The organism is Paenibacillus salivarius (assembly GCF_051307165.1).
Lineage (GTDB): Bacteria > Bacillota > Bacilli > Paenibacillales > Paenibacillaceae > Fontibacillus.
This window is the reverse complement of record NZ_CP195592.1, coordinates 3,630,813-3,648,696: the sequence shown is the minus strand read 5'-3', so window position 1 is coordinate 3,648,696 and position 17,884 is coordinate 3,630,813. Positions and strand designations below refer to the sequence as shown.

General features: G+C 46.4%; 17 protein-coding genes and 1 pseudogene. 16 read left to right on the top strand and 2 right to left on the bottom strand.

The genetic code is table 11. The features are described 5' to 3' along the window. Positions 1-172: 172 nt before the first annotated feature. From ACSFXJ_RS16740 to ACSFXJ_RS16715, 6 genes are all read left to right on the top strand, one after another. The gene (locus tag ACSFXJ_RS16740; RefSeq protein WP_435921484.1) at positions 173-1,534 is read left to right on the top strand and encodes an ATP-binding protein; all 1,362 of its coding nucleotides are present in this window, start codon (positions 173-175) and stop codon (positions 1,532-1,534) included. After that, entirely contained in the window at positions 1,531-3,741 is a 2,211-nt protein-coding gene (locus ACSFXJ_RS16735) for a DEAD/DEAH box helicase (RefSeq protein WP_435921482.1), read from the top strand. Before ACSFXJ_RS16740 ends, ACSFXJ_RS16735 begins: the two co-directional genes overlap by 4 nt. 141 nt (positions 3,742-3,882) lie before the next feature. Then, a complete protein-coding gene (locus ACSFXJ_RS16730) occupies positions 3,883-4,530 on the top strand; it encodes a pentapeptide repeat-containing protein (protein ID WP_435921481.1) in 648 nt (215 codons plus the stop codon). A 144-nt stretch (positions 4,531-4,674) separates the two neighbouring features. Then, positions 4,675-5,178: a hypothetical protein gene (locus ACSFXJ_RS16725; RefSeq protein WP_435925878.1), complete on the top strand. Its 504-nt coding sequence runs from the start codon at positions 4,675-4,677 to the stop codon at positions 5,176-5,178. After that, positions 5,073-5,465 (top strand): DUF2628 domain-containing protein, encoded by a 393-nt coding sequence (locus tag ACSFXJ_RS16720; protein WP_435925786.1) that lies wholly within the window; start codon positions 5,073-5,075, stop codon positions 5,463-5,465. The genes ACSFXJ_RS16725 and ACSFXJ_RS16720 overlap by 106 nt, the downstream gene beginning before the upstream one ends. A 103-nt stretch (positions 5,466-5,568) precedes the next feature. Beyond that, entirely contained in the window at positions 5,569-6,561 is a 993-nt protein-coding gene (locus ACSFXJ_RS16715) for a tyrosine-type recombinase/integrase (protein WP_435921479.1), read from the top strand. Positions 6,562-6,966: 405 nt separating this feature from the next. Here the strand turns inward: ACSFXJ_RS16715 and ACSFXJ_RS16710 are convergent, their stop codons facing one another. Beyond that, entirely contained in the window at positions 6,967-7,362 is a 396-nt protein-coding gene (locus ACSFXJ_RS16710) for a hypothetical protein (RefSeq protein ID WP_435921477.1), read from the bottom strand. Positions 7,363-7,668: 306 nt separating this feature from the next. Between ACSFXJ_RS16710 and ACSFXJ_RS16705 the strand changes: the two genes are divergently transcribed. After that, positions 7,669-8,295, top strand: a complete 627-nt coding sequence (locus ACSFXJ_RS16705; RefSeq protein ID WP_435921476.1) for a hypothetical protein — start codon at positions 7,669-7,671, stop codon at positions 8,293-8,295. A 423-nt stretch (positions 8,296-8,718) separates the two neighbouring features. Here ACSFXJ_RS16705 and ACSFXJ_RS16700 read toward each other — a convergent pair whose 3' ends face one another. Next, complete coding sequence (locus ACSFXJ_RS16700) at positions 8,719-8,802, bottom strand: putative holin-like toxin (RefSeq protein ID WP_220687457.1); 84 nt, start codon at positions 8,800-8,802, stop codon at positions 8,719-8,721. 359 nt (positions 8,803-9,161) lie between these two features. Between ACSFXJ_RS16700 and ACSFXJ_RS16695 the strand changes: the two genes are divergently transcribed. The 9 genes and pseudogenes from ACSFXJ_RS16695 (at position 9,162) to ACSFXJ_RS16655 (ending at position 17,884) form a co-directional block, all read left to right on the top strand. Beyond that, positions 9,162-9,614 (top strand): hypothetical protein, encoded by a 453-nt coding sequence (locus ACSFXJ_RS16695; RefSeq protein ID WP_435921475.1) that lies wholly within the window; start codon positions 9,162-9,164, stop codon positions 9,612-9,614. A 215-nt stretch (positions 9,615-9,829) separates the two neighbouring features. After that, positions 9,830-10,399, top strand: coding sequence for a DJ-1/PfpI family protein (locus tag ACSFXJ_RS16690; protein WP_435921473.1), 570 nt, complete (start codon positions 9,830-9,832; stop codon positions 10,397-10,399). 222 nt (positions 10,400-10,621) lie between these two features. Continuing rightward, positions 10,622-11,053, top strand: coding sequence for a hypothetical protein (locus tag ACSFXJ_RS16685; protein ID WP_435921472.1), 432 nt, complete (start codon positions 10,622-10,624; stop codon positions 11,051-11,053). A 732-nt stretch (positions 11,054-11,785) separates the two neighbouring features. Next, positions 11,786-12,382: pseudogene (locus ACSFXJ_RS16680) on the top strand (CPBP family glutamic-type intramembrane protease); the annotation flags it as partial. Between the two features lie 115 nt (positions 12,383-12,497). Further along, a complete protein-coding gene (locus tag ACSFXJ_RS16675; protein WP_435921471.1) occupies positions 12,498-13,994 on the top strand; it encodes a serine hydrolase domain-containing protein in 1,497 nt (498 codons plus the stop codon). Between the two features lie 19 nt (positions 13,995-14,013). Then, positions 14,014-14,664 (top strand): DUF3885 domain-containing protein, encoded by a 651-nt coding sequence (locus tag ACSFXJ_RS16670; RefSeq protein ID WP_435921470.1) that lies wholly within the window; start codon positions 14,014-14,016, stop codon positions 14,662-14,664. A 51-nt stretch (positions 14,665-14,715) separates the two neighbouring features. Next, a complete protein-coding gene (locus ACSFXJ_RS16665; protein ID WP_435921469.1) occupies positions 14,716-15,126 on the top strand; it encodes a hypothetical protein in 411 nt (136 codons plus the stop codon). Positions 15,127-15,518: 392 nt separating this feature from the next. After that, positions 15,519-17,594, top strand: coding sequence for a BglG family transcription antiterminator (locus tag ACSFXJ_RS16660; RefSeq protein ID WP_435921468.1), 2,076 nt, complete (start codon positions 15,519-15,521; stop codon positions 17,592-17,594). Continuing rightward, positions 17,591-17,884, top strand: coding sequence for a PTS sugar transporter subunit IIB (locus ACSFXJ_RS16655; protein WP_435921466.1), 294 nt, complete (start codon positions 17,591-17,593; stop codon positions 17,882-17,884). Before ACSFXJ_RS16660 ends, ACSFXJ_RS16655 begins: the two co-directional genes overlap by 4 nt.

Below are 17,884 nucleotides of genomic sequence, written 5' to 3'. Positions count from 1 at the left end.
ATAAGCGCCTTTAATTGCCTCGATATGTGCCAAAATCGTTGGAATATCGCGCCATAAGGGCTCTCATTTCCGTTAAGTTTCTAAAACAACTCAATCTAACGAGAATAGCGTCTGCTAGTTCCGTTAAAGAGAGTTACCTTTGATTTAAGACGAGTTAATGAGGTGATGAACGATGAAACCGATGCAAATTCCGAAACGGCTCACCACCGCGTTGGTGAATTCCCTGACCGCCGGCGTGGTGCCGCGGATTGGGCTGGAGCATATCGCGGTCGGACGCAAGCCCGAGGTGGCGTCGATTTTGCAGGACATGGACAATATCGCGGAAGGCGGAGCGGCTTTTCGGCTTATTACCGGACGGTACGGCAGCGGGAAAAGCTTTTTGCTGCAAATGATCCGTAATTATGCCATGGACCGCGAATTTGTCGTGGCGGATGCGGACTTGTCGCCGGAGCGGCGGCTGGTCGGGACCAAGGGCCAGGGGCTGGCTACATACCGCGAGCTCATGATGCATCTGTCCACCCGGACGAGACCGGATGGCGGCGCGCTGGAAACGATGCTGCAAAAGTGGATCGCCGCGCTCCAGCAGCAGGAAATGCAAGCAACCGGCTTGCGTCCGGGCGATCCCGGTTTGCATGAAGCGGTGGAGCTCCGCATTTATGCCGTGACGAACGAGATGCAGAGCATGGTGCACGGGTTTGATTTTGCCAAGGTGCTGGCCGCGTATTGGTCCGGTTACAAGCTTGGGGACGATGACCTGAAGGCGGCGGCGCTCCGCTGGCTGCGCGGGGAGTTCGGAACGCGGACGGAAGCCCGCAAGGAGCTCGGCGTCGGCGTCATCATTGATGACGACAACTGGTACGAGTACATGAAGCTGTGGGCGGAGTTTTCGGTGAAGATCGGATACAAGGGGCTGCTGCTTTTTATCGATGAAGGGGTCAATCTGTACAAAATTACGAACAGCGTGTCCCGCCAAAGCAATTACGAAAAGCTGCTGACGATGTTCAACGACACGATGCAGGGCAAGGCGCAGCATTTGGGCATTTACCTGGGCGGTACGCCGCAGTTTGTGGAGGACGAGCGCAGAGGGCTGTTCAGCTATGACGCCCTGCGGTCGCGGCTCATGGACGGGCGCTATAGCAGCGGAAGCCGGCGGACGTATACGTCGCCGATTTTGAAGCTGGAAATGCTGTCGCACGAGGAAATTTTGATCCTGCTGCAAAAGCTGCGCGACATCCATGCGATGCATATGGGCTATGAGCCGCGGCTCCGCGACGAGCAACTGATCGCGTTCATGCAGGCGGCGGTGAACCGGCTGGGCGCCGAGGAGCTGCTGACGACCCGGGAGGTCGTGCGGGACTTTATGGATGTGCTGCACATCCTGCACCAGCATGAGGATCTGACGTTCGAGGAGCTGATGGGCGAGCGGGAACAGGAATATGCTTCTGCGGCTGCATCGGGCGGCGTACACGGCGGTGGAGGCAAGCGGGACGGGCAGGACGAGTTGGACGACTTTTTGGCGGAGTTTGAGCTATGAGCGGGAAAAATGCGTTTTCCAGACTGGCGCCGTTTATTCAGGAATACATTTACCGCAAAAAGTGGGACACCCTGCGCGAAGCGCAAGTGGAAGCCTGCCGCGTGCTGTTCGATACCCCGCATCATTTGCTGATCGCTTCGGGGACGGCGTCGGGGAAGACGGAGGCGGCGTTCTTTCCGGCGTTGACGGAGCTGTTCGAACGGCCGTCGGAGTCGGTCGGCATTCTGTATATCGGGCCGTTGAAGGCTCTGATCAACGACCAATTCGAGCGGATCAAGGAATTGCTGCGCGAGGGCGAGGTGCCGGTTTGGCACTGGCATGGGGATGTCTCACAGTCTGAAAAGACGAAGCTGATGCAGCGGCCTTCCGGCGTTTTGCAGATTACGCCCGAGTCGCTGGAGGGGCTGCTGATGAACCGGCCGAACGCGATTCCGGCGCTGTTCCATGATCTGCGGTACATCATGATCGACGAGGTGCACGCGTTTATGGGCGCGGACCGGGGCATTCAGGTGCTGAGCCAGCTGACCCGGCTGACGCGCATGGCGTCCTGCTCGCCGCGCCGGATCGGGCTGTCGGCGACGCTGAGCGATTACGACACCGCCGCGCGCTGGCTCGGGGCGGGCACCGGGCAGCCGGTCGAGGTCGTCGCGCCGCAGGGCGGGCGGAAGCTGAAGCTGTCGGTGGAGCATTTTTCGTTCCCGGATGCGCGGGACGAGCGGGAAGCCGAGCATTTGGAGCTCGCGAAGCAGAACTACTACAACTTCATTTACGACAACACGCACCGTAAAAAAGCGCTCATCTTCACCAACAGCCGGTCCGACGCCGAGATGACCACGCTCGAAATGCGCCGGATCGCCGCGAAGCGGGAGGAGCGCGACGTGTTTCATGTGCATCACGGGAGCATATCCGCGATGCTGCGGGAGGAGACCGAGGCCGCGCTTCGCTCCGGCCCGGGTCCGGCGGTGGCCGCTGCGACGGTGACGCTGGAGCTCGGCATCGACCTCGGCGAGCTGGAGCGGGTCGTCCAGCTCGGCGCGCCGTACAGCTGCTCGAGCTTCGTGCAGCGGCTGGGCCGGTCCGGACGCCGGGGGGATGCGGCGTCCGAAATGATGTTCCTCGTCGCCGAGGAGGAGGACGAGGGAGCGCAGCTCCCGGCACGCATGCCGTGGATGCTGCTGCGGGCGATCGCGGTCATCGAGCTGTATGTCCGCGAACGGTGGGTGGAGCCGCTGGATTTGCGGCGGCTCCCGGTCGGCGTGCTCTATCATCAGACGATGAGCACGCTCAAAAGCATCGGCGAGGCCGAGCCCGCCGATCTGGCGCGGGCAGTGCTGACGCTGCCCGCTTTTCGGGAGGTCGAGCCCGGCGAGTACAAGCAGCTGCTCCAGTATTTGCTGCAGACCGACCATATTCAGCAGACAGAGGAAGGCACGCTGATCATCGGGCTCGGCGGGGAAAAGATCGTGAACAACTTCCGGTTCTACGCCGTGTTTAAGGACGATGAAGAACATATGGTGTACAACGGCTCGGAAGAGATCGGAAGCATCACGACGGTACCGCCGCCGGGTTATTGCTTTTCGCTGGCCGGCAAGCTTTGGAAGGTCGAGGAAGTGGACAACAAGCACAAGGCCGTGTACGTGAAGTCCTCCCGGGGCAAGGTGGACACGCTCTGGCTCGGTGCCGGGGGCGACGTCCACACCCGGGTCGTGCAAAAAATGCGCCAGGTCCTGGAGGAGCAGACGCTTTATCCGTACCTGGCGCCCGGCGCGGTGAACCGCTTGGAACGGGCCCGCAGGCTGGCGCGGGAGAGCGGTCTGCTGCGCAGCCCCGTCATTCCGGCGGGCGGGGACTCGCTGTTCGTGCTGCCTTGGGCGGGAAGCAAGCAGTTCCGCACGCTGGAGCGTTTGCTGAAGCACAACCTGACCGAGCCCATGGGACTGCGGCAGGTTGTCCCGATGGAGCCGTATTACATGGTCGTCGCCGGACGGGCCGGGGCGGATGAGCTGCTGGCCGCCATTCAATCCGAACTGTCCGGCGCGCTGGACGCCGAAAGTTTGCTGGATGCGTCCGAAGCCCCTTATCTCGGAAAGTACGACGAGTTTGTGCCTCCGGAGCTGGTGCGGAAAGCTTTTGCCGTGGACGGATTGGATTTGAAGGGCTTGAAGGGAGCGTTCAACGGCGTGCCGGGGTCCGGTTTTGCCGGATAGTTACACCTTGTTGGGTTTACTTGTTTGCGGTGCTCGGGTCCGTGCTTTTTTGCGGCAATTTTGTGGTTGTAACCCGTACAGCTGGCGGAGCATGAGCGCTTTAGATATGCATTAAATTTAATTTTTGAAGGGGATAAAGACATGGCGGCGAAAATAAAAATGATGGCACCTCAGCTTCCGGCGGAATTGAACGAAGTGCGGTGGGAGGATGTCCTGGAGGACGAAGACCGCGAACTGGTGAACGGGTTGCTCAGCGGAGACCGGTTCGAATATGAGGTCATGGATCGGTGCATTTTGGCTAAAGTGCTGCTGCGCGGGTGTTCTTTTGCCCATACCACCTTCGATCGGATGGACCTGACCGACGCGGTTCTGGAGAACTGCGACCTGTCCAACGCTGTCCTGCAAAAAGGCGTGATCCACCGCGTCCATTTCAAGGATTGCAAATTGACCGGCGTTAATCTGAGCAAGGCCAACCTCGGGTTCGTCACTTTTGAAAACTGCGTCATGAACCTGTCCGATTTCGGCGAGGCTTCCCTGAAGCAGGTGCGCTTCACCGGCAGCGCCTTGCAGAATGCGACGTTCTACGGCTGCAAATTCAAAGACGTGGAGCTTCATGAATGCGACTTGAACGAAGCGGACTTCAACAACACCTCGCTGAAGGGCATGGACATCAGTACTTGCACGTATGACCGAATCGACGTTCCGGTAGAGGCACTGGCTGGATGTACCGTGGCGCCGGAGCAGGCAATCGGTTTTTCGAAGTTGTTGGGGTTGAAGGTGAAAGGGTAGAAGAGCGGCCAAATGGCGAAGAAAGGGGAATGGGTTTGGAAACGAAGTTTTGTTTCTTTTGCGGGCAGCGTTTAAGCGAATCCGACCGTATCTGCGAGAGCTGCGGAAAGGCATTGGGGCAACAAGAAACTCAGCAGTATGCGAGTGAACCACAAGCATTTGAGCAGCAAGCTTCCGGGCAGGAAGCTTATCCGCAGCAAGGGTACGGCCAGCAGGGATACGGACAGCAAGGATATGGGCAGCAGGGATATGGGCAGCAGGGATACGGACAGCAAGGATATGGGCAGCAAGGATATGGGCAGCAAGGATATGGGCAGCAAGGATATGGACAGCAAGGATATGGACAGCAAGGATATGAACAGCAAGGGTACGGCCAGCAGGGATATGGGCAGCAAGGATATGGACAGCAAGGATACGAGCAACAAGGGTACGGGCAGCAAGGATATGGGCAACAGGGATACGCGCAGCAGCCATATCAACAACAAATTCCCATGTCGCCGGAAGAAGAATGGCTGTTGGTGTATACCCAGAATCAAAGGTACATTGAAAAATGGCGAAAAAATTCAAAATGGAATTGGGCGTCTTTTCTACTTAACCCGGTATGGTTCGGTTATCGAAAAATGTACGCCGAGTGCGCGATTTACGTAGGAATCATTATTTTGTTGGCCTTTATTGAATTACTATTGGGCTTCCCGCTAAAAGGCGCCTTTATTGCTATTTATATCTTAAATGGAACGCTTGGAAATAAACTGTATTACCAAAAAGCAAAGAGAGAAATGGATCAAATCTTTCGAATCCATCGGGATCCGGAAGTTTGCCGTCAATTAATTTTACAAAAAGGCGGAACCTCCGGGTGGGGGATCGTGTTTGGGATCGGCATGATTTTATTTGGAGCTTTTGCGCAAATTTTGTTGGATGAAATGTTCTTATATTGAAGATCGATCATACATAACCGGGTATCCGAAAGCATCGGAAAGGCAGAACTCTGCGGAGGGCTGTCTTTTTTTGTGGGGAAAAAGAATGAAAGGGGTTAAAGCGATGATCATTCATATCGGGCGGGTCAATGACAAGGAGTTATGGGTAAAATTACGGCATTTCCAATCGGAGGATTTGAAGAGGTTGCGTTCTGCGCTACCAGGTTGTCGTTGGGATTCAGAGTCAAAGAGTTGGCGATTTTCTTTTTCCGTGGATATGATTCGGCGGTTGTATGGATGTTTTCCGGAAGGACAGTTTGTGCCTAGTGAGCAACTTGCCGTGGACTCGCGGTTTCTGGAAGCAATAAAGGAAGGGGAAGCCAAGCCGGGGGAGCCGAAGAAACGGAATAGTTTAGTCGCCAAAGTAGAAGAAGATACAGTTCTTACTCTAAAAGCAAAGGGCTATAGTTACAAAACGATCAAAGCCTATCGCGGGCATATTAGGAGGTACTTGGAGTACATTGATGTGCAACGAGAAAACATTCTTTCGCCAGAAGAACGTGACGATCACAGCATGCCCTTATTCGAACGTACGATAGTTCGGGAATACGCCTTAAAGCTATTGGAGCAGGGCCATTCCCATGCCTATGTCAATCAAGCGATTAGCGCTTTGCGCTTTCTTGTTGCCAAAGTCTTGAAACGGTCCGCGGAAGAAGCGCGTTACCTGCGTCCCAAAAAGGAGAAGAAGCTTCCTTACGTTTTATCCGGGCAAGAAGTTCTTCGCATTCTTGAAGCCCCAAACAATTTGAAGCATCGTGCCATGCTTTTTTTGACCTATTCCTCAGGATTGCGTGTCAGTGAGGTGGTACGGCTGAAGCTGACCGACTTCGATTGGGATCGGGGAACCATTTCCATTCGGCAAGGGAAGGGGAAAAAAGACCGTCACACCCTTTTGTCCCGAACGGCATGGGAACTTGTGCAACAATACGTCAAGTTAGAGAAGCCGTCCGTCTGGCTTTTTCCTGGGCAATATCCGGGAACCCATTTGCACGAGCGATCGCTTCAAAAAGTTTTTTCCGAAGCACTAGGACGGTCCGATGTCAGAGATGGAGTTTAGCATGAGCAAATACAATGCATTTTGGAAAATAGTAGATGTCTAGGTGACATTACATCTGTATTTGTATAATATTCCCATATGGAGATAAATAAGTTATAATCACTCTAAGGTGGATTCAGAAGTGTAGTTGAGGCTTAAAATAAGCTCAAAATATGTTGTACGGAGATGGAAATTCTTTAATGAAAAGACTAATTAGGTTCAAATATTTATTAAGCTTTATATATTTCGTTATCGCGCTGTTAAACTGGACTCAGCTTGATGTTGCCTGGAAGATTGACGACAAAAACTTACTGATTTATTTTACTAGCCCTCCACTATGGTTCATTAATGATATTCATAGAGCTTTTGACAATATACAAATATTTTATTTGTTAAGTTTAATAATTTGGTTTGTGGTTGGATCCTTTATCGATTGGCTAATAAAGAAAATTGCTTGCAGTGTTCACCAAAAAAGTAAAGAGTAGTTAAAGAGCGAACTTGCAAGTGAATCGGCAGCATGGCAGCAAAAGATGGCAGCACTCCAAGCAAGTTATGCAACATACTCACAACCATTTGGTTGACGAACTCGGTTTTCATAACCTTGTAGGTGGCTTCCTCTACGGCGTTGTCATAGAGACAGCCTTGCATGCAAGGAACGACCAATCTCAAAGGTTTCCAGAAGTTCGTCCATCTTTTTATTTTTAAATTCATTGCCGCAGCCTGTATGGAACCACTGAATTTGACGTAGATTCCCCTGTACTGTAGCAAAGGCCGAGGCCTTTCGATTTTTGGGAAAATATCCACAATAGCTTCCGTGATCATTATTTTTACTGGTTCTAAATAATCAAGGCATAGAAAATATTAATAACCAGAACTTATATTTTTGCAAGAATAGAAGTTCTGGTTTTAGTAGGTTCTAGAAGAATCAACTTCACATAACATAGTATTCACGCTGCGGGACTACCGTCCCTTGGTTGTCAGTTGTATAATCGAGGAAGATATAGCAGACAACAAACGACCCAGCCTAAGATAAGAGCTATCTAAGGCTGGGTCGCTTCGTGAATACAACAACGTTAGATGAAAGATGTGCAAAGACTATTTTATGAACGTTAATCAGGAGAAGAATTTATGGAAAATCCAAAAGACGTTTATGTAAGTACAAATTCATATAATCTCTGGTGGGGAATATATGGATTATGTCCGCTAACAGGCTGGGAAGACATTTTTATCTACGACGATCCATATGGAGTAAATAAGTTGGGATCAACTTGTATTTGTACTAAAGATTATCTTAGTCATGTATTAGAGGATCTAGCAGATGATCCCGAAGAGAGAGAATTTCAAGATCATATTATTGAATATTTAAATGGTGATAAGATTCACTACCACTTTTTTTATGATAATCCTTCAGATGAAGATTTTTATCAATTACCTTATTCGAATCTACCTCTAAATGAATATGGGGTTAAGCCAAGAAGTTTTGAAATGTGGCATCCCAATAATGGTATAGACATAGCTGTTATTGAGGAGTGCGTCAAAGTCTTTTGTGACATTTTTCTAAATTTAGCAGTTAATCGAGTGCAGTTGCTTGAACAAATTGATGTTGAGGGTGCTATTGTATCTTACAAAGAACATTTAAGTAATTTTAATGGAGAAATCGTTTTTTCTGATAACTTGATAAACGATATGATGAACAAATTATCAAAGAGTAAAGATGAAGTAATGAAATTATTGAAAATAAGTATTAAGGGCTAAATGTCGGGGCTTACTCAGAGATGGCACACCCTTCATCTAACACCGTATTCACGCTGCGGTCCTGACGGCTCTTGGTCTGCAGAGGAGTTTCGAAGAAGCGGAATCAGCAGACAACCCTGCACGGGCAAAGTCGGCAGCCGACCCGGCAGTTCCGATCGCTACGCTAGATCGAACGGCAGCTTTAGCCAGTGAGGGTTCGTAAATACAAGAACGTTAAGTGAAATTACTGCGATAAGGAATAACAGACCGGAAATGCAAAATTAACAAATAATATCTATAAAATCGTTATAAATTGAGTTATACTGAGGTAAGAATAAATAAGGAGCCGTGCGCGAACACGACTCCAAAGTACAATAACTGCATAAAGAGCAGTCGGCCACGTAAGATGGGTCGGAAATAGACCGTTATCCTAGCCAGGGCGGTCTATTTCTTTTTCATGTAGGTGAGCAATGCCAGAATGAACATGCCGAACATGAACATTAAGGAAAGTGCATCTTTGACCTCCATGGGCATCACCTCCCTTCTGGGAGATTAGCCGACCGCCCTTTTAGCCGTTTATTGTACTAGAAAATTATAACATATAAGACGTAATGAAATACCATTAAAATACTATAAATAACTATCTAGAATACATAGGAATCAAACTGAATATGAGAATTTAAACGCAGGGAAGGCAGTAACATCACTTAACTATGCCTCTATGCTTTGGGGCATTCCCCCCTTGGTTGTCAGAAGATAACTCATAGGAGTAAATTCAGACAACACACGACCCGGCCTAAGATAAGAGTTATCTAAGGCTGGGTCGTTTCATAGATGCGGGAACGTTATCTGAAACCATTGCAATTACTAGTACGAAGGGTGATTCGATGAAGTACGAAGATCTTATGGATCTCAAGAACATATTTTTTTTAGGTCTCAATGAACCTAGTTGCAATTCACTGAGCCTCTATTTTAGCAGAAGCAAAGTAAGTGACATTCCTGAACCATTAATTATTAATGATAAGAACTTTGGCGATAGTTATTCAGTTAATGTGGATGAAGAGTCGCCTGTCATTCAGATTGATTTTGAAAGCTATATTGGATATTCCGTCTTGAATGAATCGTTCACGTCATGGGATGATTATCAAGTTTTTGCAGGGAAATCTTTTAGAATATACTCAAGGTCAAGATACTTAGATTTTATTTCTATCGGAACATTTGCATCAGAAGATTATCCAGGACCTTTTAAGCATTACGGTGTAGTTTGTTATGATCATATAATTGATGTGGTAGCAAGTAGTTGTCCAATAATAAAAGAAGTAGAACGTAGACAGGTTTAAGTATTTCAATGATGGCACTGGCATCAGATAACTCCGCATTCACGCATCGGGGCTATCGCCCCTTGGTTGTCAAGATGTATAATCATGGGAGAAGCTCAGACAACAAACGACCCAGCCTAAGATAAGAGCTATCTAAGGCTGGGTCGTTTCGTGAACACGGAAACGTTATCTGCAATTCGTCAAACCTTATATTTAATTTTAGGGTGGTATCATCGATGGGGAAAATAGTTTGTTTTATATCTGAAGATTTCGCAGATTTTGAGATTACTTTAGCGCTCCATAAAATTAGAAATGTAGGAAAGAAAGAAGTTTTATCAGTAGGATATAAATATGAAACGATAATTAGTGAATCTGGCTTGCAATATAGGCCTAATTTGTTAGTTAAAGAAGCAATAGAGTTAAACGATATTGAAGGACTCATTATCCCTGGTGGCCCGATTCGAAATCAGAAGGATGAGCTATCAGATTTGATAATTAAACTTGACCAATCTAAAAAGATGCTTGCAGCCATCTGTAACGGGCCACAATATTTAGGAAGAGCCGGCATATTAAATAGATGTAAGTTCACCACATCATGCTCAATAGAAAAGATAAATACATTGAAAGTAGAAGATCCCTTTCCACGGGAGAATTATATCGATAAGAGGGTAGTTAGAGATAAACATATAATTACAGCAAAAGGACGAGCTTTCATTGATTTTTCTTTTGAATTATTTGAATATCTTGGAATCTATAAAAAAGATAGCGACAAAATTGAACTATTTAAAGATATTATGGATAGATAAATTATTGGATGTAACTTCAAAGCTGCGACGAACAGCAGATAACACCATATACACGCATCGGAGCATTCGCCCCTCGGCCCGGACTGAAGCTCGATGAGTTTCAAAGCAGCATTTCAGTAGACAGGGAGCAGAGTCAGCCGGACACATCCGACATTCGTCGGACGTCGTGAATACAAAACGTTATCTGCAATTCTTCAAAACCTATAAAAGGAACTATAAGATATGAACAATCATAATGATGAGAAATATGCATTAGAAGAAGCAGCAGTTAGCATATATATAAACCTATATAATCTAAACCACAAAGATAAGTTGGAAATAGCAGAAAGACGTGAGTGTCCGGATTTTGTACTAAAAAACGAGAAAGGCGAACTAGGCAGATCTACAAACGAAATACATGGATTAGAAAACTCCAAAGATTATATAGAAACACTAAATGGACTACTAAAACAAAAAGAAAAGAAGATACTTAAGTACGAAACTATATATCCAATAACACTATTAATTAGAAACGCCTCCCCTATATTTGGAATGAGTTGCTTTCTAAGAGAAAAAGACTTGATATATAAGCCAAGTAAATATACGAATATATGGTTTGTCTCGAAGGATGGAAACTACAACGATTGGTTAATGAAAGACTTACTTACTGTTTAGTCGAAGAAGTGAGGAACAGCAGATAACATCACATTCACGCTGCGGGCCCTGACGGCCCCTTGGTCTGCAGAAGATAAGGCGAGGAAGTTATGACTTCAGACAACCCTGCGAGGCTAAGTCTTCGACCCGGCGCTAAGCGCCTCAAGCCTCTCGGGTTCGTAAATATAGAAACGCTATCTGAAACAACTGCAATATGGTAATGTAGGTTATCTCGAGGAGGTAAAATGAAAAACAAGATATTTCTGTTACTTAATTTGATAGTAATTTTATTTATATTTCTATTTGGAAATTCAATGACGACTACTCCAGGACACAGTTCCGGGAATGGAAACCCTGCTATTCTATTATTATTTCCTCTTCTCATACTGTTTATTATATTGATAGTTCAATGGAAAACTCTCTTTAGAAAATGGGTAGTAAGTCAAACTAAAAAGATAACAGTACTTGTTATAATTTTTAGCCATTTTATTGTAGGAGTATATTATCAAAGCGTGAGTCACGGTAAATATCGGGAATTCCTTGCTGAAGTATATCAGGATCAGTTCGGAAGTATAGATTGGGAGTACATAAATAGTATAACTTCAGGATTTTCAATACACATAAACAACCAATTTTTCAATTTGAATACGTATTTTTTGTTTGTGAACCTATCCATTTTTATATGGATGATGAGTAATCTGATTAGGAATCTTATAAAACCAAAGAAAGACTATTGAGTATATGGGTACCACAAATAACAAAATAGCAGACTTTAAGGAATGGTTGAAAACTGTTTTTTACGCCAAAAACAACACATTTCCTTATTTGTCGTTGTTGCAGGGCTTGCGCTATATTTTTTGATACATCTTGCAGTTTCAGGCCGCACTGACACGGCTCTTCCATTTTATATGTTCTTCCTTGCCCTGCCTGGCAACCTTATTATTGGTGGCTTGGAGGAGACTGGCTGGACGTACATATTGCAGCCTGGGTTTAACAAGAAATATGGTTACGTAGTATCATCTATTTATTCCAAATGATTCCAATTTTGTGGCAAGTCCCTCTCTTCTTCATTCCAGGGTCGGGTCACTATGAGGGCCTCATTGACTTCTGAATGTTTGCAGTTCAACTCATTGCGTTTCGGTTTTTATACGGGGCAATCTACAAAATATCAGGCAAAAGCCGTGTGTTTATGGTGCGTATTATGCCATACCAATGTTCAATTCGGCGAGCTCCGTCTCTGGCATCCTGCCTATGACTTGGGCAGGAACAATTGCCGCAAATGCTGTGATCGTTCTTGGTTCCATTGTAACCGTTGTGATATACCACAAAAAGAGCAGGCGAATAGTATAAGTATTTTCTCCAGTATGTCTTAGTCCAACAATGTGAAAGTACGACTTGCAGAATTACTCGCAAATCAGGCCGTTATGCCTATTTTTTTAGAAGACCTACAATAGGGAGAATCACAATGAAGAAAATACTAAGTAGAACAAGCACATCAACAATATGTGTCATCCTACTTATCGCAATCATTACTACTATAGTGTGTTGGGATGAACTTGGGAGTTTGGTAAGGACGGGGAATTATGATAATACGGATAATATGGTGGAAACCATCATGGCCAAGTCAGCGACTCCAGGGGTGGCTTTGGTAGTATCGGAGCAGGGCAAGACAAAATATAAGAGTTACGGATATGCAGATGTTAATAATGAGAAAAGGGTAACGGAAGAGTCATTATTTGAGTTGGGATCGACTACAAAGGCATTTACGGCTTTGGCCGTTATTTTATTGGAAAATGAGGGCTACTTATCACTTTCAGATTCTATTACAGACTATATTCCATCGTTTGAGCCAACCATTAAGGGTGAGAAAGTTAATATTACGATTCATCAGTTGTTATCCCATACAAGTGGAATTCCACCGTGGAGTATTCGGTTAATTCCTGAAGGTACTACGGAGGATATGCTTGAAAAAACGATACATCATGTGTCAGACATTGCATTACATACATATCCTGGGACAGCCTATAATTATGCTACAGTTAATTATGATATTTTAGCGATGATGATTGAAAAGGTCACAGGCAAGCGTTATCAGGACTACATGACTGAAAAGATACTGCTTCCTTTAGGGATGACGGATAGTTATTTTTCAACAGGTCAGGAAAAGGAATCTGATAAACTTACCAAAGGATATCGTATATTTTTTGGAAGAAGCTTAGAATATGATGCCCCAAGATATTATGGGAATATCGCTGCGGGATATTTGGTTACGAATTCAAAAGACATAGAACGCTGGATCAATGCCCAAATGGGGATTGGCGATATATCGGATCATTTATTGAAAGCGATCGAACAATCTCATCAAGTCGACATCCAAACCGCGGGATACGAAGCTGAGAATCAATACTATTCATTCGGATGGAGCATTGATACGAAAAATAGAGTTGTTAGTCATAATGGATCTAATCCTAATTACTCCTCACAGGTTCTTATTGATTTGGACAAACAGCAGGCCATATTTGTTCTGGCTAATTTGAATTCAACTGCACCATCGCTTATTGCTCATAACATTTATAAGAATATGAATGGAAATCATATGAACAAATTTAATTATGATGACGCGTATCTATTAATTGATTGGGTATTTTCATTCTTAGTAATAATAGCTGTCGTTATCTTATGTGTCCAAGCAATTAAACTCGTTAGGGGAAAAAAACTAAATATTAAAGATGAAAAAACAAGGTTCAGAAAAATGACAGGAAGCAGTATCGCACTTATTTTAAGCATTATGCTTTTGGTATTGGTAATGACCTGGCCTTATCTATTAGACAGTAGTTATTTAATGATATGGGTGTGGATGTCGTATTCAATTTTTATTTGGATGGGGCTAACTTCTATCAATTGTATTTTATCGATAATAATTAATATGAAGAAAATCGGTATTATTAGAAGCAGTTTATAAAAGAACAAGGAGGAATCAAATGACTTTTGATAAATTTATTAATGATTATTTTCCTAATCTTATTGTAAGACCGCCGCTTTTTAATAATTGGAATATTGGTATTCGATTTAAACTCGGTGATCCACATTTATATGATCTGGATGTAAGTCATTATATGGAACAGGTCTATAGTAGATCTACTGAATTGTTTCGAGCACTGTTCATGAGAGATGATGATATTTTTATTGTTACAAATGCCTCTTTCGCTTACAGATATAAATATCAAGTTAAGAAGTTAAAACTTTATAGTAGATACATTAGAAACAAACAAGTGTTAAAGAATTTAAAACTCACTATAATTCCCGATATTTTTGCTGAGGATGATGAAGAGCCTAACGAAGAAAATAATACGTACCGATATATTATAAATTGCAAAGTAAGCGATGTAGACTATTTAAACTTACTCAAAGCTATCTGCAATCAGGATGTAGGAATAAAACCTTCAATTCATCATGATGTTTTTTTCATCAATATGAACAAAGGTTTGATTTTTCATATTTATGATGATCGTGGATGTGATGTGATTTCAAACTCAATTATACAGTTGAAGGATATATACATTAAGTTTAATGAATGGATCTTAGACTATGATAGAGAAGAAATAAAGAAGACATTTGAAGGAAAATCCTAGATCCGCCCGGTTCCTCAGGAAATTTAGTTAAATCTGCGAGGTATTAATTTAATGGAGAAAATTAAAGCTATAAAAACCGAACTAGGAGAAATTCAAGGAAGAGACGCGATCTTCCTCGATGATATTCAATTCAATTATCAAAAGAATGAAGTTAGATTAATCGGTGAGATTAACGGGCTACTATGCTCAGCATCAAATGATGATGGGTTTATTGGCTTTGAATTGTTATTCAAGAAAGTTTATTACTTTAATATGGTTGAATTAGACGTAAGTATGCAGATGTTTAATGATCCATACAATGAAAATAGTAGCTTTGCAGAAATACAGAATACAAAAATTCTTAAAGATATAAAGGATGCAAGAGGTCTGGAGTTGAAGCAATACATAGTTTATACATATGACGATGTGTTCGTTATTGCATGCCAAGAATTCGAACTAAAATTGAAGAAAGAGCCAAGATGAAACCGCCAATAAATACACATGAAAGAAGGTGCTTCCGAAATTGAATGCTGTATCAAGGTTAATTCAAGAAGATGAATTGGTTCGTGATTAATATATAAAACACCGTATTCATGCTGCGGGGCTATCCGCCCCCGCGATCCAGAATCGCGAAGCAAGAGGAAGCATCAGGACATCGAGGAAAACTCATGCAATAACTGGACGGGCGCTCGGATGAGCGGCCGTTTTTTTTCGCGCTTGCTCTATATCTTGCTTTTTAAATATGCAATAATTATATATATTCAATTACTGGCCCCTCTCACATTCGAATAGTTTATCTTATATAGTTATGATAGCGCATACAAATTTACTAAATGCTCGGGTGATCATAGATGATATCAAGCAGGCAACAGCGAATGGTCAAGCAGCTGATGGAGAGCGACAAGTACATTCCGCTGCAGCAGTTGGCCGATGAATACGGGATCTCTCTGCGGACGGTGCGGGCGGATTTGTTGCAGTTGGAAGACTGGCTGCGGGAACGCGGTGTGAGCCTGGTGCGAGACCGCTCCGCCGGGGTTCTGCTGCGACTTGCGACCGGCCAATCGGAGCAGTTGGCTCTCCAGATGGGGGAGCGGCCGGATTACATGGATGCCGAGCAGAGGGTCAGCCTGCTTATGAAGCAGCTGCTTCAGGAGACGAGCTTGTCCGTAAAGACGGTCATGGAAGAGCTCGGGATCAGCAAGAATACGCTGCTGCAGGATTTGAACGAAATCAGGGAGCGACTGACCGGCTGGGATTTGACCCTGATCAGAGACCGCGGGCAGCTGCATATCGAAGGCTCGGAGAAGCGGAAGCGCAGGGCCTATTTGCAGCTGCTGCGATTGGAAATTACGGACGACAAGCTGCTCCGGTATATTCTCGATCAGCGGGGAGCGAATTACTCGCCTATGACGCCGTGGAAGGACTGGTTCGAGGCCGACGATGCGGCGATGCTGTTCGACACGATTCAGCGGCTTGAGGAGAAGATGGGCGTGCAATTTACGGATGCGGGTTACTCCACGCTGATTCTGCATTTGCTGATGGCGATGGAGCGGCTGAAAGGCACGCATTCGATCGAGATGGACCGCGAATCACTGTCCGAGCTGCAAGACCATGAGGCGTATGAACTCGTCAAGACCGAGGTCGTACCTCGGATTGAGCGGCATTTCCAAGTGAATCTGCCCGCCACGGAGATCGGGTATATCACGCAGCATATTTTGGGCGCGCAGAAGCAGAGCCTTCCGGCTGAAGATCTTGTTATTGCCGATCTCGCCAAGCAAATCATTGTGCTCACCGAGCAAGAGCTCGGCCGGCCGCTGCAAATGATCGACCAGATCGTGCAAGGGCTCGTGATTCATTTGAAGCCGGCGATTTACCGGGCCAAATTCGGACTGCAGTCCAAAAACCCGCTCATGGAACAGCTCGAAGCCCAGTACGGCTCGCTCTTGAATGTACTGGAGCGGATCGTCAATGAGGTGATGGCTCCTTGGTCCGTTACGTTCGATCGGGACGAAGTCGGCTATATCATGTTCCATATCGGCAGCGGGCTCATTCCGCCGAAGGCTCCGACACGTAAGCGCGTAGCGGTCGTATGCGGCTCGGGGCTCGGCACCTCCGCGATGCTGAAGCGTCGGGTGGCGGCGATTTTTCCGCAGGTCGATATCGTCGGTACCTATTCGTATAAGGAATCGGCGGAGATTACGCTGCAGACGGCGGATGCCATCCTCAGCACGATGGAGATCAGCCATGCCCTGCAGGTGCCGTGGATGAAAGTATCGCCGCTGCTGAACCAGGAGGATCAAAAGCAGATCACGGGCTTTCTGGGCGTATCGCCTTCGGGCGAATCGGCGGCGGCTGCGGCGGCGGTGCAGGCGGTGAACGATATTTTTCAGGTGGTCGAAAGAAACGCGCATATCCACAACCGAAACAGGCTGCTGGAAGAACTATTGCATCTGTTCCAAGGCGGCAGCCGGTTGGAGGAACCCCGCGAAGAGGATTATGGCTTGACCGCACTGCTGGCCCCGGAATCGATCTCGCTCGGAGGGGAGGCCATGCCTTGGGAGGACGCGGTGCGCGAGGGGAATCGGCTGCTTATGCAGCAAGGCGTCACGGACGCCAGGTATGGAGAGAAGCTGATTGAGATCATCTCCACCAACAAGCATCCGTTCATCATCCGTGCGGGAGTGGCTTTTCCTCACCTATACATGCCGGAGTGCGTGAAGCGCACGGGCTTCAGTGTTATGACCTTTCGAGAGGCATTGGCCTTCGGGCCGTCCGGTCAGCCGGTCTGGCTCGTCATCACGCTGGCTGCGGTGGACAGGGAGCGGCATGTCGCCGCGCTCGGCACGCTGCTGGATGCGTTGAACGATAACGCGTTTATGGAGGAGCTTAAAAGTTCGCGCGACGGCCGGGAGATTTGGCAGAGACTGCGGGAGAAGGAGGGCTTCGAATGAAAAAAATCATCGTAGCTTGCAACAGCGGGCTCGGCACCAGCCTGATGATCCGGCTGAACGTGGAGGCACTCCTGAAGGAGTGGGGCCTCAAGGCCTGGGTCGAGCACACGGACATTTCGTCGGTCGACACCTTTGATGCCGATCTGATTATCGGCTCCAATTATATTATGGAATCGCTGCAACTGATCAGCGGGGTCGAGATCATCGGCCTGGACGATATTACGGACCGGCAATATTTGAAAGCGAAGCTGCTGGACAGCGAGACGTTCAGACAGTGGCTGGCCGGGTAG

What these genes read in the sequence shown, in the direction of transcription:
- ACSFXJ_RS16740 (WP_435921484.1), top strand. Translation starts at nt 173, where the DNA reads ATGAAACCGATGCAAATTCCGAAACGGCTCACCACCGCGTTGGTGAAT.
- ACSFXJ_RS16735 (WP_435921482.1), top strand. Translation starts at nt 1,531, where the DNA reads ATGAGCGGGAAAAATGCGTTTTCCAGACTGGCGCCGTTTATTCAGGAA.
- ACSFXJ_RS16730 (WP_435921481.1), top strand. Translation starts at nt 3,883, where the DNA reads ATGGCGGCGAAAATAAAAATGATGGCACCTCAGCTTCCGGCGGAATTG.
- ACSFXJ_RS16715 (WP_435921479.1), top strand. Translation starts at nt 5,569, where the DNA reads ATGATCATTCATATCGGGCGGGTCAATGACAAGGAGTTATGGGTAAAA.
- ACSFXJ_RS16710 (WP_435921477.1), bottom strand. Translation starts at nt 7,362, where the DNA reads ATGATCACGGAAGCTATTGTGGATATTTTCCCAAAAATCGAAAGGCCT.
- ACSFXJ_RS16705 (WP_435921476.1), top strand. Translation starts at nt 7,669, where the DNA reads ATGGAAAATCCAAAAGACGTTTATGTAAGTACAAATTCATATAATCTC.
- ACSFXJ_RS16700 (WP_220687457.1), bottom strand. Translation starts at nt 8,802, where the DNA reads ATGGAGGTCAAAGATGCACTTTCCTTAATGTTCATGTTCGGCATGTTC.
- ACSFXJ_RS16695 (WP_435921475.1), top strand. Translation starts at nt 9,162, where the DNA reads ATGAAGTACGAAGATCTTATGGATCTCAAGAACATATTTTTTTTAGGT.
- ACSFXJ_RS16690 (WP_435921473.1), top strand. Translation starts at nt 9,830, where the DNA reads ATGGGGAAAATAGTTTGTTTTATATCTGAAGATTTCGCAGATTTTGAG.
- ACSFXJ_RS16685 (WP_435921472.1), top strand. Translation starts at nt 10,622, where the DNA reads ATGAACAATCATAATGATGAGAAATATGCATTAGAAGAAGCAGCAGTT.
- ACSFXJ_RS16675 (WP_435921471.1), top strand. Translation starts at nt 12,498, where the DNA reads ATGAAGAAAATACTAAGTAGAACAAGCACATCAACAATATGTGTCATC.
- ACSFXJ_RS16670 (WP_435921470.1), top strand. Translation starts at nt 14,014, where the DNA reads ATGACTTTTGATAAATTTATTAATGATTATTTTCCTAATCTTATTGTA.
- ACSFXJ_RS16665 (WP_435921469.1), top strand. Translation starts at nt 14,716, where the DNA reads ATGGAGAAAATTAAAGCTATAAAAACCGAACTAGGAGAAATTCAAGGA.
- ACSFXJ_RS16660 (WP_435921468.1), top strand. Translation starts at nt 15,519, where the DNA reads ATGGTCAAGCAGCTGATGGAGAGCGACAAGTACATTCCGCTGCAGCAG.
- ACSFXJ_RS16655 (WP_435921466.1), top strand. Translation starts at nt 17,591, where the DNA reads ATGAAAAAAATCATCGTAGCTTGCAACAGCGGGCTCGGCACCAGCCTG.